Below are 16,993 nucleotides of genomic sequence, written 5' to 3'. Positions count from 1 at the left end.
AATGACTGATAACACCACTGCGCCGTTGTATTCACTGCGCGGATTACAACTGATTGGCTGGCGCGATATGCAGCATGCGCTGAATTACCTGTTTGCAGAAGGGCATCTTAGGCAGGGGACGCTGGTGGCGATCAATGCTGAGAAGATGCTGACAGCGGAAGATAACCCTGAGGTACGCGCGCTGATCGATGCCGCTGAGTTCAAATACGCCGATGGGATCAGCGTCGTGCGTTCCGTGCGAAAAAAATTTCCACAGGCCCAGGTTTCACGTGTGGCCGGTGCCGATCTGTGGGAGGCCTTAATGGCACGAGCAGGCCGGGAAGGAACGCCGGTCTTCCTGATTGGCGGCAAGCCGGAGGTGCTGGCGCAGACGGAAGCAAAACTGCGCACACAATGGAACGTGAACATTGTGGGCAGCCAGGACGGCTATTTTACGCCGCAGCAGCGTCAGGCGCTGTTCGAGCGGATTCACGCCAGCGGTGCGCAGATTGTTACCGTAGCGATGGGGTCACCGAAACAAGAAATCTTTATGCGTGATTGCCGCCAGGTTCATCCCGATGCGCTGTATATGGGCGTGGGTGGCACCTACGACGTCTTTACCGGCCATGTAAAGCGTGCGCCTAAAGTCTGGCAAAACCTCGGGCTGGAGTGGCTGTACCGCTTGCTGTCGCAGCCGAGCCGTATCACGCGTCAACTTCGCTTATTACGTTATCTGCGCTGGCACTATACCGGCAATCTCTGATCTCCTCCCTTCTTTGGTATGTAGCGCATTCTGCTGAGTGCGCTACTTATTCACAACATAATCGCTGCTTTCTCAAACAATCTATTCATTTTTTGAATGCTTTAATTGCCATTTAAGTGATTTTAGGAAACCATTCGCAACAATCATGATAGTGCCGTGGTGTTTTGGGTGCCAACCGTCAAGCGGTCGGCGCCGTATGGCCTGTTATGGCAAAAAAACGATGTACCCATAACGATAACCGGTCATACCGGAAAGCATACAAACACAACAAGAGGATTTATGGCAGAAAGTAAACCTGAGCTACAGCGTGGGCTGGAGGCTCGTCATATCGAATTAATTGCCCTTGGGGGCACTATTGGCGTTGGATTGTTTATGGGCGCCGCCAGCACCCTCAAATGGGCGGGGCCATCAGTTCTGTTGGCCTATATTGTCGCCGGGCTGTTCGTCTTTTTCATTATGCGTTCCATGGGCGAGATGCTGTTTCTGGAGCCGGTTGCCGGTTCATTCGCGGTGTATGCCCACCGTTATATGAGCCCCTTCTTTGGTTATCTCACTGCCTGGTCGTACTGGTTTATGTGGATGGCGGTGGGGATCTCGGAAATTACCGCCATTGGCGTCTACGTGCAGTTCTGGTTCCCGGATATGGCACAGTGGATACCCGCGCTGATTGCAGTCGGGTTAGTGGCGTTGGCAAACCTGGCGGCGGTTCGGCTGTACGGTGAAATTGAGTTCTGGTTTGCGATGATCAAAGTGACCACCATCATTGTGATGATCGTCATTGGGGTCGGCGTTATCTTCTTTGGCTTTGGTAATGGTGGCCAGGCGATTGGTTTCGGCAACTTGACCGAGCACGGCGGCTTTTTTGCCGGTGGCTGGAAAGGCTTCCTGACCGCGTTATGTATCGTGGTGGCCTCCTACCAGGGGGTGGAGCTGATCGGCATCACGGCGGGTGAAGCCAAAAATCCGCAGGTCACATTGCGTAGCGCGGTAGGGAAAGTGCTGTGGCGTATCCTGATTTTCTACGTCGGCGCGATATTTGTGATCGTCACTATCTTCCCGTGGAATGAGATTGGCAGCAACGGCAGCCCGTTCGTTCTCACGTTTGCCAAAATTGGAATTACCGCTGCGGCCGGGATTATCAACTTCGTGGTCCTGACCGCCGCGCTGTCTGGCTGCAACAGCGGGATGTATAGCTGTGGTCGTATGCTGTACGCGCTGGCGAAGAACCGTCAACTACCTGCCGTTGTTGGAAAAGTCTCTCGTCATGGCGTGCCGGTTGCTGGCGTAGCGATTTCTATCGCCATCTTGCTGATTGGCTCATGCCTGAATTACGTTATTCCGAATCCGCAGCGTGTCTTTGTGTATGTCTATAGCGCCAGTGTATTGCCGGGGATGGTGCCGTGGTTTGTTATCCTGATTAGCCAGTTACGTTTTCGTCAGGCACACAAAGAGGCGATTGCCAGCCATCCTTTCCGCTCCATTCTGTTCCCGTGGGCGAATTATTTGACGATGGCGTTCCTGATTTGCGTATTGATCGGCATGTATTTTAATGAAGATACCCGAATGTCGCTGTTTGTGGGTATGGGCTTCATACTGGCTGTGACGCTCATTTATAAGGTTTTTGGTCTGAATCGGCATGGGGAAAGCCAAAAACTGGAGGAATAAGCGACAAAACGCACATTCCGTGACCAAACGGTAATTTATTTTAAAAAAGCACTAGACAGCAGACCGAGACCTCCGTAATATTCAGCCCCGCAACGGCGCTAAGCGCCCGTAGCTCAGCTGGATAGAGCGCTGCCCTCCGGAGGCAGAGGTCTCAGGTTCGAATCCTGTCGGGCGCACCATTTAGTAGGGTGCCAGAGCTGCGGTGGTTTTAATACCGCGTAAAAGATTTGCAGTGGTGGCTATAGCTCAGTTGGTAGAGCCCTGGATTGTGATTCCAGTTGTCGTGGGTTCGAATCCCATTAGCCACCCCATTAATTTAAAGTTGTGAAATGCGAAGGTGGCGGAATTGGTAGACGCGCTAGCTTCAGGTGTTAGTGTCCTTAGGATGTGGGGGTTCGAGTCCCCCCCCTCGCACCACGACTTAAAGAATTGAACTAAAAATTCAAAAAGCAGTAAAACGGCGAGTAGCGCAGCTTGGTAGCGCAACTGGTTTGGGACCAGTGGGTCGGAGGTTCGAATCCTCTCTCGCCGACCAATTTTGAACCCCGCTTCGGCGGGGTTTTTTGTTTTCTGATTTTCTCTTCTTTCAGGCACTTACACAAAGAAAGACCTGTGTGATATCGCTGCCATGTCCCGAATTACCTGATGTCTTAAAAAGTCCGAATAACTAGTTTTTGCAGTGCAATCATGGCATGCCTTGTGCAATAATATGCGTGTAGATGCTCATTCCATCTCTTATGTTCGCCATCTGGCCTCATAAACTCAGGAATGACGCAGAGCCGTTTCCGGTGCTTATCGTCCACTGACAGATGTCGCGTTAGCCTCATCAAACACCATGGACATAACGTTGAGTGAAGCACCCATTTATGTTGTCATACAGACCTGTTTAACGCCTGCTCCAAAAGAGCGGGCGTTTTTTTATGCATATACACGTCATCCTTCAAGCTGCCTCTTTGTTGGCTACGCCTGAGTTATTCGGCCCATCCCTGGGCCTCACCCCTACGGGGCCGCCGCAAACAGCGTTCAAATCTGTTCCTGACAGATTTGTCACCCCAGTCACTTACTTATGTAAGCGCTTGTGGATTCTCAGACTTGCCGCCTTGATGCATCTTGAATGATTTTGTGTATACGATTGCCCGGTAAGCGAAGTGTCACCGGGCAAGAGGGAATCACTGCGAAGGATTGTTGTTCTGTAGCGTCAGCATCAGGCCATCACGACGCATCGTGGCGGCTTCTTCTGGTTGATGCAGTCTGTCCAGCGCGTCGGCCAGCCAGGCGTAGTCGTAGGCATCCGGACGCTGTTTAAGGGCCGCACGGAAGGCGATCGTTGCCTCCTGCCATTCACCGTGCTTCATCAACGACTGACCAAGCGTACTCCACAGAAGCGGGCGATCGCCCACGGCTTTAATCTGCTGGCGCAGCACTTTTTCTATCTGCTCAGGGTTGTTGGTTTTCAGACGCGGGATAGGCAGTACCAGGCGGTCGTCATACTGGCGTTTCAGACCCTCAATGATGATTTGCTGTGCCGTATCATGATCGTCGCACTCAATCAGATGCTCAGCCATGGCGACCTGCAGGTCAACCTGATGACGGGTTTTACGGTTCTGGTTTTTCCACCATGCGCGTAGACCCTCACTACCCTGATCGGCGCGAACCTGATCCATCAGGCCCACCCAGGCTTGTTGTTCCAGCATGGCACGGTGTTCTTCATCACCCACGCGTGCTTTGGCCATAGAAGGAATGATATCCAGTAAGGAACTCCATGCACCGGTGCGAATGTAAGCCTGCTCAGCCAGACGCAGAACTTCCGGGTGACGCGGCGTCACTTCCAGCAGCTTGTCGACGCTGTGGCGCGCGGCGTGGTCCTCATTGCGGGCCAACTGTAGGCGAACACGGGTGATGTCCACCGGGATTGTATCGTTCCCGGCCAGTTCAGCTGCACGTTCAAGGTGCTGATTAGCGCGAGCTTCATCACCACGCTGCTGAGCCGCTTCTGCTGCCAGAAGATAATTGACTACCGGCTGTTCCGCGTGATCGGCATTTTTCGACATCAGTTTTTCAACCTGCTGATAGTCGCCTTCTGCCAGCTTGAGCAGAGCCTGCTCGGTCTGCTTACGTGCACGGCGGCGCTTGCGACCCACAAACCAGCCGCGCGTATGCGCACCGGTGCGGAAAATACGGCGCAGCAGCCATTCAATCGCAAACAGAATGACCATGGCGACGATCAGGATGATCACCAGACCCGTCACGCTGGTTTCAATGTTGTAGTTGTCTGTTTGGATCAGCACGTATCCCTGATGACCGGCGATCATTGGGCCGACGACGATCCCGGCGATCAGCAGCACAAAGAGCAATAATACTTTTAGCATCATTATTCTCCCTGCGGCGCGGTTGCCGGCGTGTCAGCCTGAGGTGCAGGTGCAGGTGCAGGTGCAGTTTCAGCCTCGGCTGGAGAGGTTGTTGGCTGTGCCAGTAAATTACGCACGCGGGTTTGCATGAGCTTCTCGAGAATGGTCTGGCTCTGCAACGTGTCCGGCACGTTCATACTGATGCTTTGCTGGCTCAGCTGATCCACTTCATCAAGAAACGCTTTGGTGGTTGCATCGTCGGTGTCGTAATAGGCGCGTACCCAGGTGGAGACATTCTCCAGCGCCTGGCGATAGGTTTCTTCCTGATGACGTGGCACGGCTTGTGCGGCCACTAACAGGCGAGAACGGATATTTTCGCGCAGGTAAACGTCCTGATTTGGTGCCAGTAGCGGAACGGCAGTTTCATCGCGACGGCGAATGGTAATAAAGCTGTCCATAAAGTTCTGCCAGCTTTTTTGCAGATTGACGCGCCATTCGCTAATAGAGCTGGAAAGCTCACTGCTGTCGGAATCCATCGGTGAATCGTCGGTGTTGTTGTCCGCCAGGCGTAGGTTATCAATCTGGTTAGAGAGCTGATTTACCTTGAGGATAATGCCGTCGTAGTCGACCTGTGAAACCGCAGACAGGCTGGCGATATCATCGGTGATGGCGCGACGGGCGGTAATCAAACTGGGATCGTTCATGTCTGCCAGGCTGGCATCGGCGCTTTTCAGCAGCGCTGCCGCAGACGTAACGTCCTGATCGCTCCATAATTTACGTCCGGCCAGTTTCACCAGGAAATCAGCCTGTGCCAGCAGCCAGGTTTTTGCATCACTGCCGGAGATGGTGGCGACCTTCTGCTGGACTTCATCAAGCTGTTTGACCAGCGCGGCCTGCTGTCGACTGGCTTCATCCAGCTGTGTGGCCTGCTGTTTAATAATGCCTTCCAGCTCGCTCTTCTGACTTTCCTGCGCTTTTTGTAGCGCGATGAGCTGAGTCGCCAGCGCATCGCTGGTTGCTGTTTGCGTTGTTGCCTGCTGTTTCGCCCAGCCATACAGACCCACGCCCGCCGCCAGTGCAATCGCAATTGCCACTGCGCTCAGGATCAGTGCGGTGTTGTTGTGGTTCTTTTTTTCTGCTTTGACTGGCTGTGGCGTTGTTTCCACGGCCTTCCTGGTCTCTTCAACCACGGCGGAGGATTTTTCTTGTTCCGTCATTATGGCATCCCATTATGAGAGTTATTGTAATGCGCGCAGTAGCGCATCGTTGTCGGCGTTATCAGCGACCTTAATATCTTGCCAGCCCAGTTCCCGGGCGAGGTGCGCCAGACGCTCACTGACGACCAGCAGCCGACAGCGTAGTAACCAGTGCTCGCGATACCATGGCGGAATAAGAGACCAGAGCTGTTGCAGCATCTCTCCGCTGGTGACAACCACCGTCGTCACACCGCGTGAATGCCAGCGCATCGCCTCTTCTGCACCATCGTAATGTTTTGCACTGCGTTGATAACATTCACAAAAATCAACATCTGCACCACGAGCTGTTAAGGTTTCGCCTATCAGCTCACGACCGCCGTTGCCGCGTAAAATAAGCGCGCGTTTTCCCGCAATATTTTGTAATTCAGGTAATTGTAGCAAGACTTCGCTGATTTCCCGATCCAGCGGATAGTGAATATTGCATCCGCTCACGGTATGCAATGCCAGCGCTGTTGTGCGACCGATAGCAAAATAGCGCGGGAGAGTGGGCCAGTTTGCCCCCTGCTGCGAAAGCTCGGCATCGGCAAAGTTGACGGCATGCTGCGAGAGAGCAAAGACCAGATCGTTTTCCGTGAGCGCCGACAGTCGGGAGGCTAGCGTTGCCAGTTCCCGACCGGGCGAAAACTCGATAAGCGGAAAACTCCAGGCCACCTGCCCCAGTGTGCGCAGACGGCTCACTAACTCTTCCCCTGCGGGAGACGGGCGGGTGACCAGAATACTCATGCCGGTGCTTCTCCGTTATAAACGTCAGCCAGAATGGTGCGCGCACCGTTCTCTAACAGTTCTTCCGCCAGGGAAATGCCCATTTGTTCGGCATCCTGCGGTGCACCACGACGCTCTCCACACACCATCTGCGACCCGTCAGGTGCACCGACCAGCGCACGTAGCCAAATCTCACCGTTGATGAGTTCTGCATAGCTGCCAATAGGCACCTGACAGCCCCCTTCCAGGCGGGTGTTCATGGCGCGTTCCGCTTTGACGCGCAGGGCGGTTTCTTCATGGTTGAGCGGGGCCAGCAGCGCCTGGGTACGTAGATCGTCAAGTCGACATTCTATGCCCACAGCACCTTGCCCGACAGCTGGCAGAGAGACCTCTGGCGGCAGCGCGGTCCGGACGCGTGACTCAAGCCCTAAACGCTTTAGCCCGGCGACGGCAAGAATAATGGCGTCATAGTCGCCGTTATCCAGTTTGCTCAGGCGTGTGCCCACGTTGCCACGCAATGAGCGGATAACAAGATCCGGGCGCTGCTTCGCCAATTGGCACTGGCGACGTAGGCTCGACGTCCCAACGATGCTGCCTTCCGGGAGGTCATCCAGTGAGTTAAATTTATTTGAGACAAACGCATCGCGTGGATCTTCGCGTTCACAGATAGTAACCAGCCCAAGTCCTTCAGGGAACTCGACCGGCACATCCTTCATGGAATGCACGGCGATATCGGCGCGTTTTTCTAACAGCGCGACTTCCAGCTCTTTGACAAATAAACCTTTCCCCCCGACTTTCGCCAGCGGGGTATCCAGGATCACGTCGCCACGGGTCACCATAGGGACCAGTTCAACGACCAGACCGGGGTGATTTGCCATTAAAGCGTCTTTGACATAATGTGCCTGCCAGAGCGCAAGGGGGCTTTGGCGTGTGGCAATTCTCAAAACATTGTCTAACATGCTTGTTACCGTCATTATCAATCATTAACCATCCTAACATCCTTATCAAAGGGATGTCAGCGTTACGCTCAAACGTAGTGAGACGAAAAGGCGCTGCATCATCACTGGCAGTGATTAATGACGAGATACCTCCCGACCGTATGAAGGAATTTACACGCAACGAACGGTGCTACACTTGTATGTAGCGCATCTTTCTTTACGGTCAATGAGCAAGGTGTTAAATTGATCACGTTTTAGACCATTTTTTCGGCTGTACTCCCTAAAAAAAGTGCGGAGAAAAAAAGGTAACGGTTATTTTTGACATACGGTTTATCCGAATTGCTGAAGAGTGTTGGTAAGCGCATGCGCTGCAGCAGTCGACACCATGACGGATAGCAAAATCAGGCGATACGTCTTGTACCTCTATATTGAGACTCTGAAACAGAGACTGGATGCCATAAATCAACTGCGTGTCGATCGCGCGCTTGCTGCCATGGGCCCTGCTTTCCAGCAGGTATACAGTCTGCTGCCGACATTATTGCACTACCACCATCCGCTGATGCCGGGTTACCTCGATGGTAACGTTCCCAAAGGCATATGCTTTTACACGCCTGATGAAACCCAACGTCACTACCTGAATGAGCTGGAGCTGTACCGCGGCATGTCGCCGCAGGACCCCCCGAAGGGTGAACTGCCGATTACCGGCGTTTACTCGATGGGCAGCACCTCTTCAGTCGGGCAAAGCTGTTCCTCTGACCTGGATATCTGGGTCTGCCATCAATCCTGGCTGGATAGCGAAGAGCGCCAGTTGCTGCAGCGTAAATGCAGCCTGCTGGAAAGCTGGGCCGCCTCGCTGGGCGTGGAAGTCAGTTTCTTCCTGATTGATGAAAACCGTTTCCGTCACAATGAAAGCGGCAGTCTGGGTGGTGAAGACTGTGGCTCAACGCAGCACATCCTGTTGCTTGATGAATTTTATCGCACCGCCGTGCGCCTCGCGGGCAAACGTATTCTATGGAATATGGTGCCGGGCGACGAAGAAGAGCATTACGACGATTACGTTATGACGCTCTACGCACAGGGGGTGTTAACGCCAAACGAATGGCTGGATCTGGGTGGGCTCAGCTCGCTTTCCGCCGAAGAGTACTTTGGCGCCAGCCTTTGGCAGTTGTACAAGAGTATCGACTCCCCGTACAAAGCGGTGCTGAAAACGCTGCTGTTGGAAGCGTATTCCTGGGAATACCCCAATCCACGCCTGTTGGCGAAAGACATTAAACAGCGCCTGCACGACGGCGAGATCGTCTCTTTTGGTCTCGATCCGTACTGCATGATGCTGGAGCGCGTGACCGAGTACCTCACGGCAATCGAAGATCCGACGCGCCTCGATTTAGTTCGTCGATGTTTCTACTTAAAAGTGTGCGAGAAACTGAGCCGCGAGCGCGCCTGCGTGGGCTGGCGTCGTGAAGTGCTAAGTCAGTTAGTGAAAGAGTGGGGCTGGGACGACGCCCGTCTGACCATGCTGGATAACCGCGCCAACTGGAAGATTGACCAGGTTCGTGAAGCGCACAACGAACTGCTCGATGCGATGATGCAGAGCTACCGTAACCTGATCCGCTTCGCGCGTCGTAACAACCTCAGCGTCAGCGCCAGCCCGCAGGACATTGGCGTGCTGACTCGTAAGCTGTACGCTGCGTTTGAGGCCCTGCCGGGCAAAGTGACGCTGGTGAACCCGCAGATCTCACCGGACCTCTCGGAACCGTATCTGACCTTTATCCATGTGCCGCCGGGTCGTGCTAACCGTTCAGGTTGGTATCTCTACAACCGTGCGCCCAACATGGATTCGATCATCAGCCATCAGCCGCTGGAATATAACCGCTACCTGAACAAACTGGTGGCGTGGGCGTGGTTTAACGGTCTGCTGACATCACGTACGCATTTGTTTATTAAGGGCAACGGCATTGTCGATCTGCCGAAGCTGCAGGAGATGGTCGCTGACGTATCGCACCACTTCCCGCTGCGCTTGCCGGCACCTACGCCGAAAGCGCTGTACAGCCCGTGCGAGATTCGCCATCTGGCGATTATCGTCAACCTTGAATACGACCCTACGGCGGCATTCCGCAATCAGGTGGTGCATTTTGATTTCCGTAAGCTGGACGTCTTCAGCTTTGGCGAAGAACAAAATTGCCTGGTCGGTAGCGTAGACCTGCTGTACCGCAACTCGTGGAACGAAGTACGTACGCTGCACTTCAACGGCGAGCAGGCGATGATTGAAGCGTTAAAAACGATTCTCGGCAAAATGCATCAAGATGCGGCACCGCCGGACAGCGTCGAGGTCTTCTGTTATAGCCAGCATTTACGTGGCCTGATCCGTACACGCGTCCAGCAACTGGTGTCCGAGTGCATTGAGCTGCGCCTTTCCAGTACACGCCATGAAACCGGTCGCTTCAAAGCGCTGCGCGTTGCCGGGCAGACGTGGGGACTGTTCTTTGAGCGTTTGAATGTGTCGGTACAGAAACTGGAAAACGCCATTGAATTCTACGGCGCAATTTCACACAACAAGCTGCACGGTCTTTCCGTTCAGGTTGAGACCAATCACGTGAAATTACCGTCTGTAGTGGATGGTTTTGCCAGTGAAGGGATCATCCAGTTCTTTTTCGAAGAAACGGGTGATGAACAGGGCTTTAATATCTACATTCTGGACGAGAGTAATCGGGTCGAGGTGTATCACCATTGCGAAGGCAGCAAAGAAGAGCTGGTTCGCGATGTTAGCCGCTTCTACTCCTCGTCGCACGATCGCTTTACCTACGGCTCCAGCTTCATTAACTTTAATCTGCCGCAGTTCTATCAGATTGTGAAAACCGATGGTCGCGCGCAGGTTATCCCGTTCCGTACCCAGCCGATTAACCCGGTCCCGCCGGCTAATCAGGATAATGACACGCCGATGTTGCAGCAGTATTTTTCGTGATTATTGTGCCGGATGGCGGTGTAAACATCTTATCCGGCCTACAATTGACGCGAAACGGGTAGGCCGGATAAGCAAAGCGCATCCGGCACAAAACCTCAACGGAAGCTCACGGCTTCTCCCGCCTGTTGCGTTGCAGCCTGCTCCAGCAGATCCCAGAAGCGTTCACCGCTACGGTCGCAAATCCATTCGTCACCTTTCAAGTTAAAATGGTAGCCACCCTGTTTGGTCGCCAGCCACACCTGATGCAGCGGCTCCTGACGGTTAATAATAATCTTGCTGCCGTTTTCAAAGCTGATGGTCAGCACGCCGCCGTTGATCTCGCAGTCGATATCGCTGTCGCCGTCCCAGTCGTCCAGACGCTCTTCAATGGTCATCCACAGGGTGTCGGCAAGGCGGTGAAATTCACTGTCGTTCATTGGTGTTTTTCCGTTTTTTCATGATGGCGAGAGTATAACCTGAAAGAATTCACGTTGCAGTTTTAGCCAAACTCTTGCTTTTACGTCTTCTCCTGCGATGATAGAAAACAGAAAGTATGAACTTTACGGGCAATCCATAATGAAAAACGTGTTTCAGGCACTCGCTGTACTTCTTACTCTGTTCAGCCTGACGGGCTGTGGTCTGAAAGGTCCACTCTATTTCCCGCCAGCAGATAAAACCGCGCCGCCACCGACGAAGCCAGTTGAAACGCAATCGCAGTCCACAGTGCCCGATCGAAACGATCGAGCAACGGGAGATGGGCCTTCCCAGGTAAACTACTAAAGCGAAGTCTCTGTACCCGCGTGAACGGAGTGAACGATGCAATTCTCTAAAATGCATGGCCTTGGCAACGATTTTATGGTCGTCGACGCGGTAACGCAGAATGTCTTTTTTTCACCTGAGCTGATCCGCCGCCTGGCCGACAGGCATCTTGGTGTGGGATTTGATCAGCTGCTGGTGGTTGAGCCTCCGTATGATCCGGAACTGGATTTCCATTACCGTATCTTTAATGCTGATGGTAGCGAAGTGTCGCAGTGCGGTAACGGTGCCCGTTGTTTTGCGCGTTTTGTACGCCTGAAAGGGCTGACCAATAAACGTGATATCCGCGTCAGTACGGCGAATGGCCGCATGGTATTAACTGTGACGGACGATGAGCTGGTGCGGGTCAATATGGGCGAGCCCAATTTTGAACCCTCGCAGGTGCCTTTTCGCGCCAATAAAGCAGAGAAGACCTATATTATGCGGGCGGCCGAGCAGACAGTATTGTGCGGCGTGGTATCAATGGGGAATCCACACTGCGTCATTCAGGTTGATGATGTGGATACGGCCACGGTGGAAACGCTGGGACCGGTTCTGGAAAGCCATGAACGCTTTCCTGAGCGCGCCAATATTGGATTTATGCAAGTGGTGAAACGCGAACACATCCGGCTGCGCGTCTATGAACGTGGGGCGGGTGAAACGCAGGCCTGTGGCAGCGGAGCGTGCGCTGCTGTCGCTGTTGGTATTCAGCAGGGCCTGCTGGCAGAAGAAGTGCGCGTGGAACTACCGGGCGGTCGCCTTGATATCGCCTGGAAAGGCCCGGGTCATCCGTTGTATATGACTGGCCCGGCGGCACATGTCTACGACGGATTTATTCATCTATGAAGCAACCAGGGGAAGAACTACAGGAAACGCTCATGGAGCTTGACGATCGGGCGGTCGTCGAATATCTACAACGTCACCCTGAGTTTTTTATCCGTAATGCGCAAGCGGTTGAAGCGATGCGCGTCCCGCACCCGGTGCGGGGTACGATCTCTTTAGTTGAATGGCATATGGCTCGAGCGCGTAATCACATCAACGTGCTTGAAGAGAACATGACGCTATTGATGGAACAGGCTAACGCCAACGAAAGTCTGTTTTATCGCCTGTTAAATCTGCAAGGACGGCTGGCGGCGGCCAGCAGCCTCGACGATATGCTGATGCGATTTCATCGCTGGGCACGTGAGCTGGGGCTGGCTGGCGCGACGGTTCGTCTGTTCCCGGATCGCTGGCGGCTTGGCGCCCCTTCAAAGTTTACCCATCTGGCATTAAGTCGTCAGGCCTTCGAGCCGCTGCGTATTCAGCGTCTCGGGCAGTCACAGCACTATCTGGGTCCGCTCAATGGCCCGGAACTGCTGGTGATGATGCCGGAGGCGAAAGCGATTGGTTCGGTAGCCATGTCGATGTTGGGGCAAGATGGTTCCCTTGGCGTCATGCTGTTCAGCAGCCGTGATGTTAATCATTACCAGCAAGGGCAAGGCACGCAGCTATTGCAGGAAATCTCGCTGATGTTGCCGGAACTGCTGGAGCGCTGGATTGAACGCGTATGACCGACTCACCGCTTTCTCAGGACGTTGCACGCTTCTTACGCTATCTGGGCGTGGAGCGTCAGCTTAGTCCCATCACGTTACTCAATTATCGGCGTCAGCTGGATGCCATCATCGCGATAGCCGAAGAAACCGGCCTGCAAAGCTGGCAACAATGTGATGCAGCAAGGGTGCGCAGTGTTGCTGTGCGCAGTCGCCGCAACGGTCTGGGACCGGCGAGCCTGGCATTGCGCCTCTCCGCCTTACGCAGTTTCTTCGACTGGCTGGTGAATCAGGGTGAGCTGAAAGCCAACCCGGCAAAAGGTATTTCTGCGCCGAAGGCACCGCGGCATCTGCCGAAAAATATTGATGTGGATGACGTTAACCGACTGCTGGATATCGATCTCAACGATCCCCTCGCCGTGCGCGACCGGGCTATGCTGGAGGTGATGTACGGCGCGGGACTGCGTTTGTCGGAACTGGTTGGCCTGGATATTAAACATCTCGATCTCGACACCGGCGAAGTGTGGGTGATGGGTAAAGGCAGCAAAGAGCGCCGCCTGCCAATTGGCCGCAATGCGGTGGCTTGGATTGAACACTGGCTGGATCTGCGCGGGCTTTTCGGCAGTGACGAAGACGCGCTTTTTCTGTCAAAACTGGGCAAACGTATCTCCGCGCGTAACGTGCAGAAACGTTTTGCCGAATGGGGTATCAAGCAGGGGCTGAATAGCCATGTGCATCCCCATAAACTGCGCCACTCGTTTGCGACGCATATGCTGGAGTCGAGCGGCGACCTGCGCGGGGTACAAGAGCTGTTGGGACACGCCAACCTCTCTACCACGCAAATCTATACCCATCTTGATTTTCAACACCTGGCTTCAGTGTACGATGCGGCGCATCCGCGCGCCAAACGGGGGAAATAATGCGTTTTTACCGGCCTTTGGGGCGTATTTCTGCGCTCACCTTTGACCTTGATGACACCCTTTACGATAACCGTCCCGTTATCACGCGCACCGAGCAGGAAGCGCTCGCGTTTGTGCAAAATTATCACCCGGCGCTGAGCTCCTTACAAAATACCGACCTGCAGCGCCTGCGCCAGGCTGTGCGCGACGCCGAGCCGGATATTTACCATGACGTCACCCAATGGCGTCATCGTGCCGTAGAGCGCGCTATGCTGGAGGCTGGCCTGTCGGCGGCAGAGGCGAAAATGGGGGCAAACGCGGCGATGATGAACTTCGCCAAATGGCGCAGCCGCATCGACGTCCCGCAATCTACGCATGACACGTTGAAGGTACTGGCCCGCAAGTGGCCGCTGGTGGCGATCACCAACGGTAACGCGCAGCCGGAGCTGTTTGGTCTGGGCGAATATTTTGAGTTTGTGCTGCGTGCCGGCCCCGATGGGCGATCAAAACCGTTCAGCGACATGTATTTGCTGGCGGCGGAAAAACTGAATATGCCCATGGGTGAGATCCTGCACGTCGGTGACGACCTGACGACAGATGTCGCCGGGGCCATCCGCTGTGGCATGCAGGCCTGCTGGATCAAGCCGGAAAATGCCGACCTGATGCAAACCGCTGACAGCCGTTTACTGCCGCATATCGAAATTTCACAGTTGGCATCTCTGACCTCACTGATATAATCATCAACAACTCTGTATAAATTCCCAGGGGTCCGGCTGGGCCCTGTTGATTCCGGCGGTGCCAATGGACGTTTCTTACCTGCTCGATAGCCTCAATGACGAACAGCGCCAGGCTGTGGCTGCGCCACGCAGCAACATGCTGGTTCTGGCAGGCGCGGGGAGTGGTAAAACGCGCGTGCTGGTACACCGCATCGCCTGGTTACTGACGGTTGAAAACAACTCGCCATACTCGATTATGGCGGTGACTTTTACCAACAAAGCGGCGGCAGAAATGCGCCACCGTATTGGTCAAATCATGGGAACCAGCCAGGGCGGTATGTGGGTCGGTACCTTCCACGGTCTGGCACACCGCCTGCTGCGTGCGCACCATATGGATGCCAACCTGCCGCAGGATTTCCAGATCCTCGACAGCGAAGACCAGCTGCGCCTGCTGAAGCGTCTGATCAAAGCGATGAACCTCGATGAGAAGCAGTGGCCAGCGCGCCAGGCAATGTGGTTTATCAACAGCCAGAAAGACGAAGGGCTGCGCCCGCACCATTTGCAGAGCTACGGCAATCCGGTCGAGCAAACCTGGCAGAAGGTTTACCAGGCCTACCAGGAAGCGTGCGATCGCGCCGGGCTGGTGGATTTCGCCGAGCTGCTGCTGCGCGCGCATGAACTGTGGCTCAACAAACCGCACATTCTGCAGCACTACCGCGAACGTTTTACCAACATCCTGGTGGACGAATTCCAGGATACGAACAATATCCAGTACGCCTGGATCCGCCTGCTGGCGGGTGACACCGGCAAGGTGATGATCGTCGGCGATGATGATCAGTCAATCTACGGTTGGCGCGGGGCGCAGGTGGAAAACATCCAGCGCTTCCTCAACGACTTCCCCGGTGCCGAAACTATTCGTCTGGAGCAGAACTACCGCTCGACCAATAATATCCTTAGCGCGGCTAACGCCCTGATTGAAAACAATAACGGGCGTTTGGGCAAAAAGCTGTGGACCGAGGGCGTCGACGGTGAGCCGATCTCACTCTATTGCGCGTTCAACGAACTCGATGAAGCGCGTTTTGTGGTTAACCGAATCAAAGCCTGGCAGGACAATGGCGGTCAGTTGACACAGTGCGCCATTCTTTATCGCAGCAACGCCCAGTCGCGCGTGCTGGAAGAAGCGCTGTTGCAGGCTAGTATGCCGTACCGTATTTACGGTGGAATGCGCTTCTTCGAGCGTCAGGAAATCAAAGACGCGCTCTCTTACCTGCGTCTGATAGCTAATCGTAACGACGACGCCGCGTTCGAGCGTGTGGTGAATACCCCCACGCGCGGTATCGGCGATCGTACGCTGGACGTGGTGCGGCAGACCTCGCGCGACCGCCAGCTGACAATGTGGCAGGCGTGTCGTGAACTGCTGCAGGAAAAAGCCCTGGCCGGGCGTGCCGCCAGCGCACTACAGCGCTTTATGGAACTTATCGACGCACTGGCGCAGGAAACCGCCGATATGCCGCTGCACGTGCAGACCGACCGGGTAATAAAAGACTCCGGCCTGCGCATGATGTACGAGCAGGAAAAAGGTGAGAAGGGCCAGACGCGTATCGAAAACTTAGAGGAACTGGTGACGGCAACGCGCCAGTTCAGCTACAACGAAGAAGACGAAGACTTGATGCCGCTACAGGCGTTCCTCTCCCACGCAGCGCTGGAAGCGGGCGAAGGGCAGGCGGATACCTGGCAGGATGCGGTCCAGCTAATGACCTTGCACTCGGCCAAAGGTCTGGAGTTTCCGCAGGTGTTTATCGTCGGAATGGAAGAGGGCATGTTCCCCAGCCAGATGTCACTCGATGAAGGCGGGCGCCTCGAAGAGGAACGCCGCCTGGCCTATGTGGGTGTTACCCGTGCGATGCAGAAACTGACGTTGACCTACGCCGAAACGCGTCGCCTGTACGGCAAAGAGGTTTACCACCGTCCATCCCGGTTTATTGGTGAATTACCAGAGACCTGCGTGGAAGAGGTTCGCCTGCGCGCCACGGTCAGCCGTCCGGTAAGTCATCAACGGATGGGTACGCCGATGGCGGAGAACGACACCGGCTATAAGCTCGGTCAGCGTGTGCGTCACGCCAAATTTGGCGAGGGCACCATCGTCAACCTGGAAGGTAGCGGTGAACACAGTCGTTTGCAGGTCGCGTTCCAGGGGCAGGGGATCAAATGGCTGGTTGCCGCCTACGCCAGGCTAGAAACCGTTTGATCGCCTGATGGCGCTACGCTTATCAGGCCTGCATGTCGCTTAATATTATGATTTGTAGGCCGGATAAGGCGAAGCCACCATCCGGCAATCTTTCGGTTAATATTCTGAAATCATAGATAAATCCCCCCGTTCTGCTAACCTTGCAGCATGAGGGGAAATTATTACTTTTTCGCCATCTGTTGCGTGTTGACGTCAAAATTTTGCTGGCGTAACA

Annotated in this window: 14 protein-coding genes and 4 tRNA genes; 13 read left to right on the top strand and 5 right to left on the bottom strand. The window is 54.5% G+C overall.

Going from position 1 to position 16,993, the window contains the following annotated elements:
• Position 1: 1 nt before the first annotated feature.
• From wecG to AC3ITF_RS21960, 6 genes are all read left to right on the top strand, one after another.
• On the top strand, positions 2-742 hold the full coding sequence (gene wecG / locus AC3ITF_RS21985) for a lipopolysaccharide N-acetylmannosaminouronosyltransferase (RefSeq protein WP_137363065.1): 741 nt from the start codon (positions 2-4) through the stop codon (positions 740-742).
• A gap of 279 nt (positions 743-1,021) precedes the next feature.
• Complete coding sequence (thrP, locus tag AC3ITF_RS21980) at positions 1,022-2,407, top strand: bifunctional threonine/serine APC transporter ThrP (RefSeq protein ID WP_115259850.1); 1,386 nt, start codon at positions 1,022-1,024, stop codon at positions 2,405-2,407.
• Between the two features lie 102 nt (positions 2,408-2,509).
• A tRNA-Arg gene (locus AC3ITF_RS21975) sits at positions 2,510-2,586 on the top strand.
• A gap of 56 nt (positions 2,587-2,642) precedes the next feature.
• Positions 2,643-2,718, top strand: a tRNA-His gene (locus AC3ITF_RS21970).
• 20 nt (positions 2,719-2,738) lie between these two features.
• A tRNA-Leu gene (locus AC3ITF_RS21965) sits at positions 2,739-2,824 on the top strand.
• Positions 2,825-2,865: 41 nt separating this feature from the next.
• Positions 2,866-2,942 (top strand) — tRNA-Pro (locus AC3ITF_RS21960).
• A 634-nt stretch (positions 2,943-3,576) separates the two neighbouring features.
• Here the strand turns inward: AC3ITF_RS21960 and hemY are convergent.
• Genes hemY through hemC form a run of 4 tightly spaced genes read right to left on the bottom strand, consistent with a single transcriptional unit; the run spans position 3,577 to position 7,672 of the window.
• The gene (gene hemY, locus AC3ITF_RS21955) at positions 3,577-4,776 is read right to left on the bottom strand and encodes a protoheme IX biogenesis protein HemY (protein ID WP_489176463.1); all 1,200 of its coding nucleotides are present in this window, start codon (positions 4,774-4,776) and stop codon (positions 3,577-3,579) included.
• A 2-nt stretch (positions 4,777-4,778) separates the two neighbouring features.
• Positions 4,779-5,972 carry a uroporphyrinogen-III C-methyltransferase gene (hemX, locus tag AC3ITF_RS21950; RefSeq protein WP_489176015.1) on the bottom strand — a complete coding sequence of 398 codons (1,194 nt, stop codon included), beginning with the start codon at positions 5,970-5,972 and terminating at the stop codon, positions 4,779-4,781.
• Positions 5,973-5,993: 21 nt separating this feature from the next.
• Entirely contained in the window at positions 5,994-6,734 is a 741-nt protein-coding gene (hemD, locus tag AC3ITF_RS21945; RefSeq protein WP_489176014.1) for a uroporphyrinogen-III synthase, read from the bottom strand.
• Positions 6,731-7,672 (bottom strand): hydroxymethylbilane synthase, encoded by a 942-nt coding sequence (hemC, locus tag AC3ITF_RS21940; protein ID WP_135912796.1) that lies wholly within the window; start codon positions 7,670-7,672, stop codon positions 6,731-6,733. Before hemC ends, hemD begins: the two co-directional genes overlap by 4 nt.
• 394 nt (positions 7,673-8,066) lie before the next feature.
• Here hemC and cyaA point away from each other — a divergent pair, with 394 nt between their 5' ends.
• Entirely contained in the window at positions 8,067-10,613 is a 2,547-nt protein-coding gene (cyaA, locus tag AC3ITF_RS21935) for a class I adenylate cyclase (RefSeq protein WP_096758931.1), read from the top strand.
• Positions 10,614-10,708: 95 nt separating this feature from the next.
• On the opposite strand, the gene cyaY is transcribed toward cyaA, so the two are convergent.
• The gene (cyaY, locus tag AC3ITF_RS21930; protein WP_096758930.1) at positions 10,709-11,029 is read right to left on the bottom strand and encodes an iron donor protein CyaY; all 321 of its coding nucleotides are present in this window, start codon (positions 11,027-11,029) and stop codon (positions 10,709-10,711) included.
• Between the two features lie 139 nt (positions 11,030-11,168).
• On the opposite strand from cyaY, the gene lptM reads away from it, so the two are divergent.
• From lptM to uvrD, 6 genes are all read left to right on the top strand, one after another.
• Positions 11,169-11,372 (top strand): LPS translocon maturation chaperone LptM, encoded by a 204-nt coding sequence (gene lptM, locus AC3ITF_RS21925; protein WP_115259844.1) that lies wholly within the window; start codon positions 11,169-11,171, stop codon positions 11,370-11,372.
• A gap of 36 nt (positions 11,373-11,408) precedes the next feature.
• Complete coding sequence (gene dapF / locus AC3ITF_RS21920) at positions 11,409-12,233, top strand: diaminopimelate epimerase (protein ID WP_003017933.1); 825 nt, start codon at positions 11,409-11,411, stop codon at positions 12,231-12,233.
• The gene (locus tag AC3ITF_RS21915) at positions 12,230-12,937 is read left to right on the top strand and encodes a DUF484 domain-containing protein (RefSeq protein WP_115259843.1); all 708 of its coding nucleotides are present in this window, start codon (positions 12,230-12,232) and stop codon (positions 12,935-12,937) included. The genes dapF and AC3ITF_RS21915 overlap by 4 nt, the downstream gene beginning before the upstream one ends.
• Positions 12,934-13,836 carry a tyrosine recombinase XerC gene (gene xerC, locus AC3ITF_RS21910; RefSeq protein WP_115259842.1) on the top strand — a complete coding sequence of 301 codons (903 nt, stop codon included), beginning with the start codon at positions 12,934-12,936 and terminating at the stop codon, positions 13,834-13,836. Before AC3ITF_RS21915 ends, xerC begins: the two co-directional genes overlap by 4 nt.
• Positions 13,836-14,552 (top strand): 5-amino-6-(5-phospho-D-ribitylamino)uracil phosphatase YigB, encoded by a 717-nt coding sequence (gene yigB, locus AC3ITF_RS21905; RefSeq protein ID WP_096758925.1) that lies wholly within the window; start codon positions 13,836-13,838, stop codon positions 14,550-14,552. Before xerC ends, yigB begins: the two co-directional genes overlap by 1 nt.
• Before the next feature lie 64 nt (positions 14,553-14,616).
• On the top strand, positions 14,617-16,779 hold the full coding sequence (gene uvrD, locus AC3ITF_RS21900) for a DNA helicase II (protein ID WP_096758924.1): 2,163 nt from the start codon (positions 14,617-14,619) through the stop codon (positions 16,777-16,779).
• The last annotated feature ends 214 nt before the right edge of the window (positions 16,780-16,993 follow it).

The sequence above is a fragment of the Citrobacter sp. KH_055_1 genome, from assembly GCF_057838705.1.
Note: the sequence above shows the minus strand (reverse complement) of the source record. Positions and strands in the feature narration are given on the sequence as shown.

Bases quoted from the DNA above. Each gene is read 5' to 3' on its own strand.
- cyaY (WP_096758930.1), bottom strand. From the start codon at position 11,029: ATGAACGACAGTGAATTTCACCGCCTTGCCGACACCCTGTGGATGACC.
- hemD (WP_489176014.1), bottom strand. From the start codon at position 6,734: ATGAGTATTCTGGTCACCCGCCCGTCTCCCGCAGGGGAAGAGTTAGTG.
- hemC (WP_135912796.1), bottom strand. From the start codon at position 7,672: ATGTTAGACAATGTTTTGAGAATTGCCACACGCCAAAGCCCCCTTGCG.
- wecG (WP_137363065.1), top strand. From the start codon at position 2: ATGACTGATAACACCACTGCGCCGTTGTATTCACTGCGCGGATTACAA.
- thrP (WP_115259850.1), top strand. From the start codon at position 1,022: ATGGCAGAAAGTAAACCTGAGCTACAGCGTGGGCTGGAGGCTCGTCAT.
- yigB (WP_096758925.1), top strand. From the start codon at position 13,836: ATGCGTTTTTACCGGCCTTTGGGGCGTATTTCTGCGCTCACCTTTGAC.
- xerC (WP_115259842.1), top strand. From the start codon at position 12,934: ATGACCGACTCACCGCTTTCTCAGGACGTTGCACGCTTCTTACGCTAT.
- hemX (WP_489176015.1), bottom strand. From the start codon at position 5,972: ATGACGGAACAAGAAAAATCCTCCGCCGTGGTTGAAGAGACCAGGAAG.
- uvrD (WP_096758924.1), top strand. From the start codon at position 14,617: ATGGACGTTTCTTACCTGCTCGATAGCCTCAATGACGAACAGCGCCAG.
- dapF (WP_003017933.1), top strand. From the start codon at position 11,409: ATGCAATTCTCTAAAATGCATGGCCTTGGCAACGATTTTATGGTCGTC.
- lptM (WP_115259844.1), top strand. From the start codon at position 11,169: ATGAAAAACGTGTTTCAGGCACTCGCTGTACTTCTTACTCTGTTCAGC.
- hemY (WP_489176463.1), bottom strand. From the start codon at position 4,776: ATGCTAAAAGTATTATTGCTCTTTGTGCTGCTGATCGCCGGGATCGTC.
- AC3ITF_RS21915 (WP_115259843.1), top strand. From the start codon at position 12,230: ATGAAGCAACCAGGGGAAGAACTACAGGAAACGCTCATGGAGCTTGAC.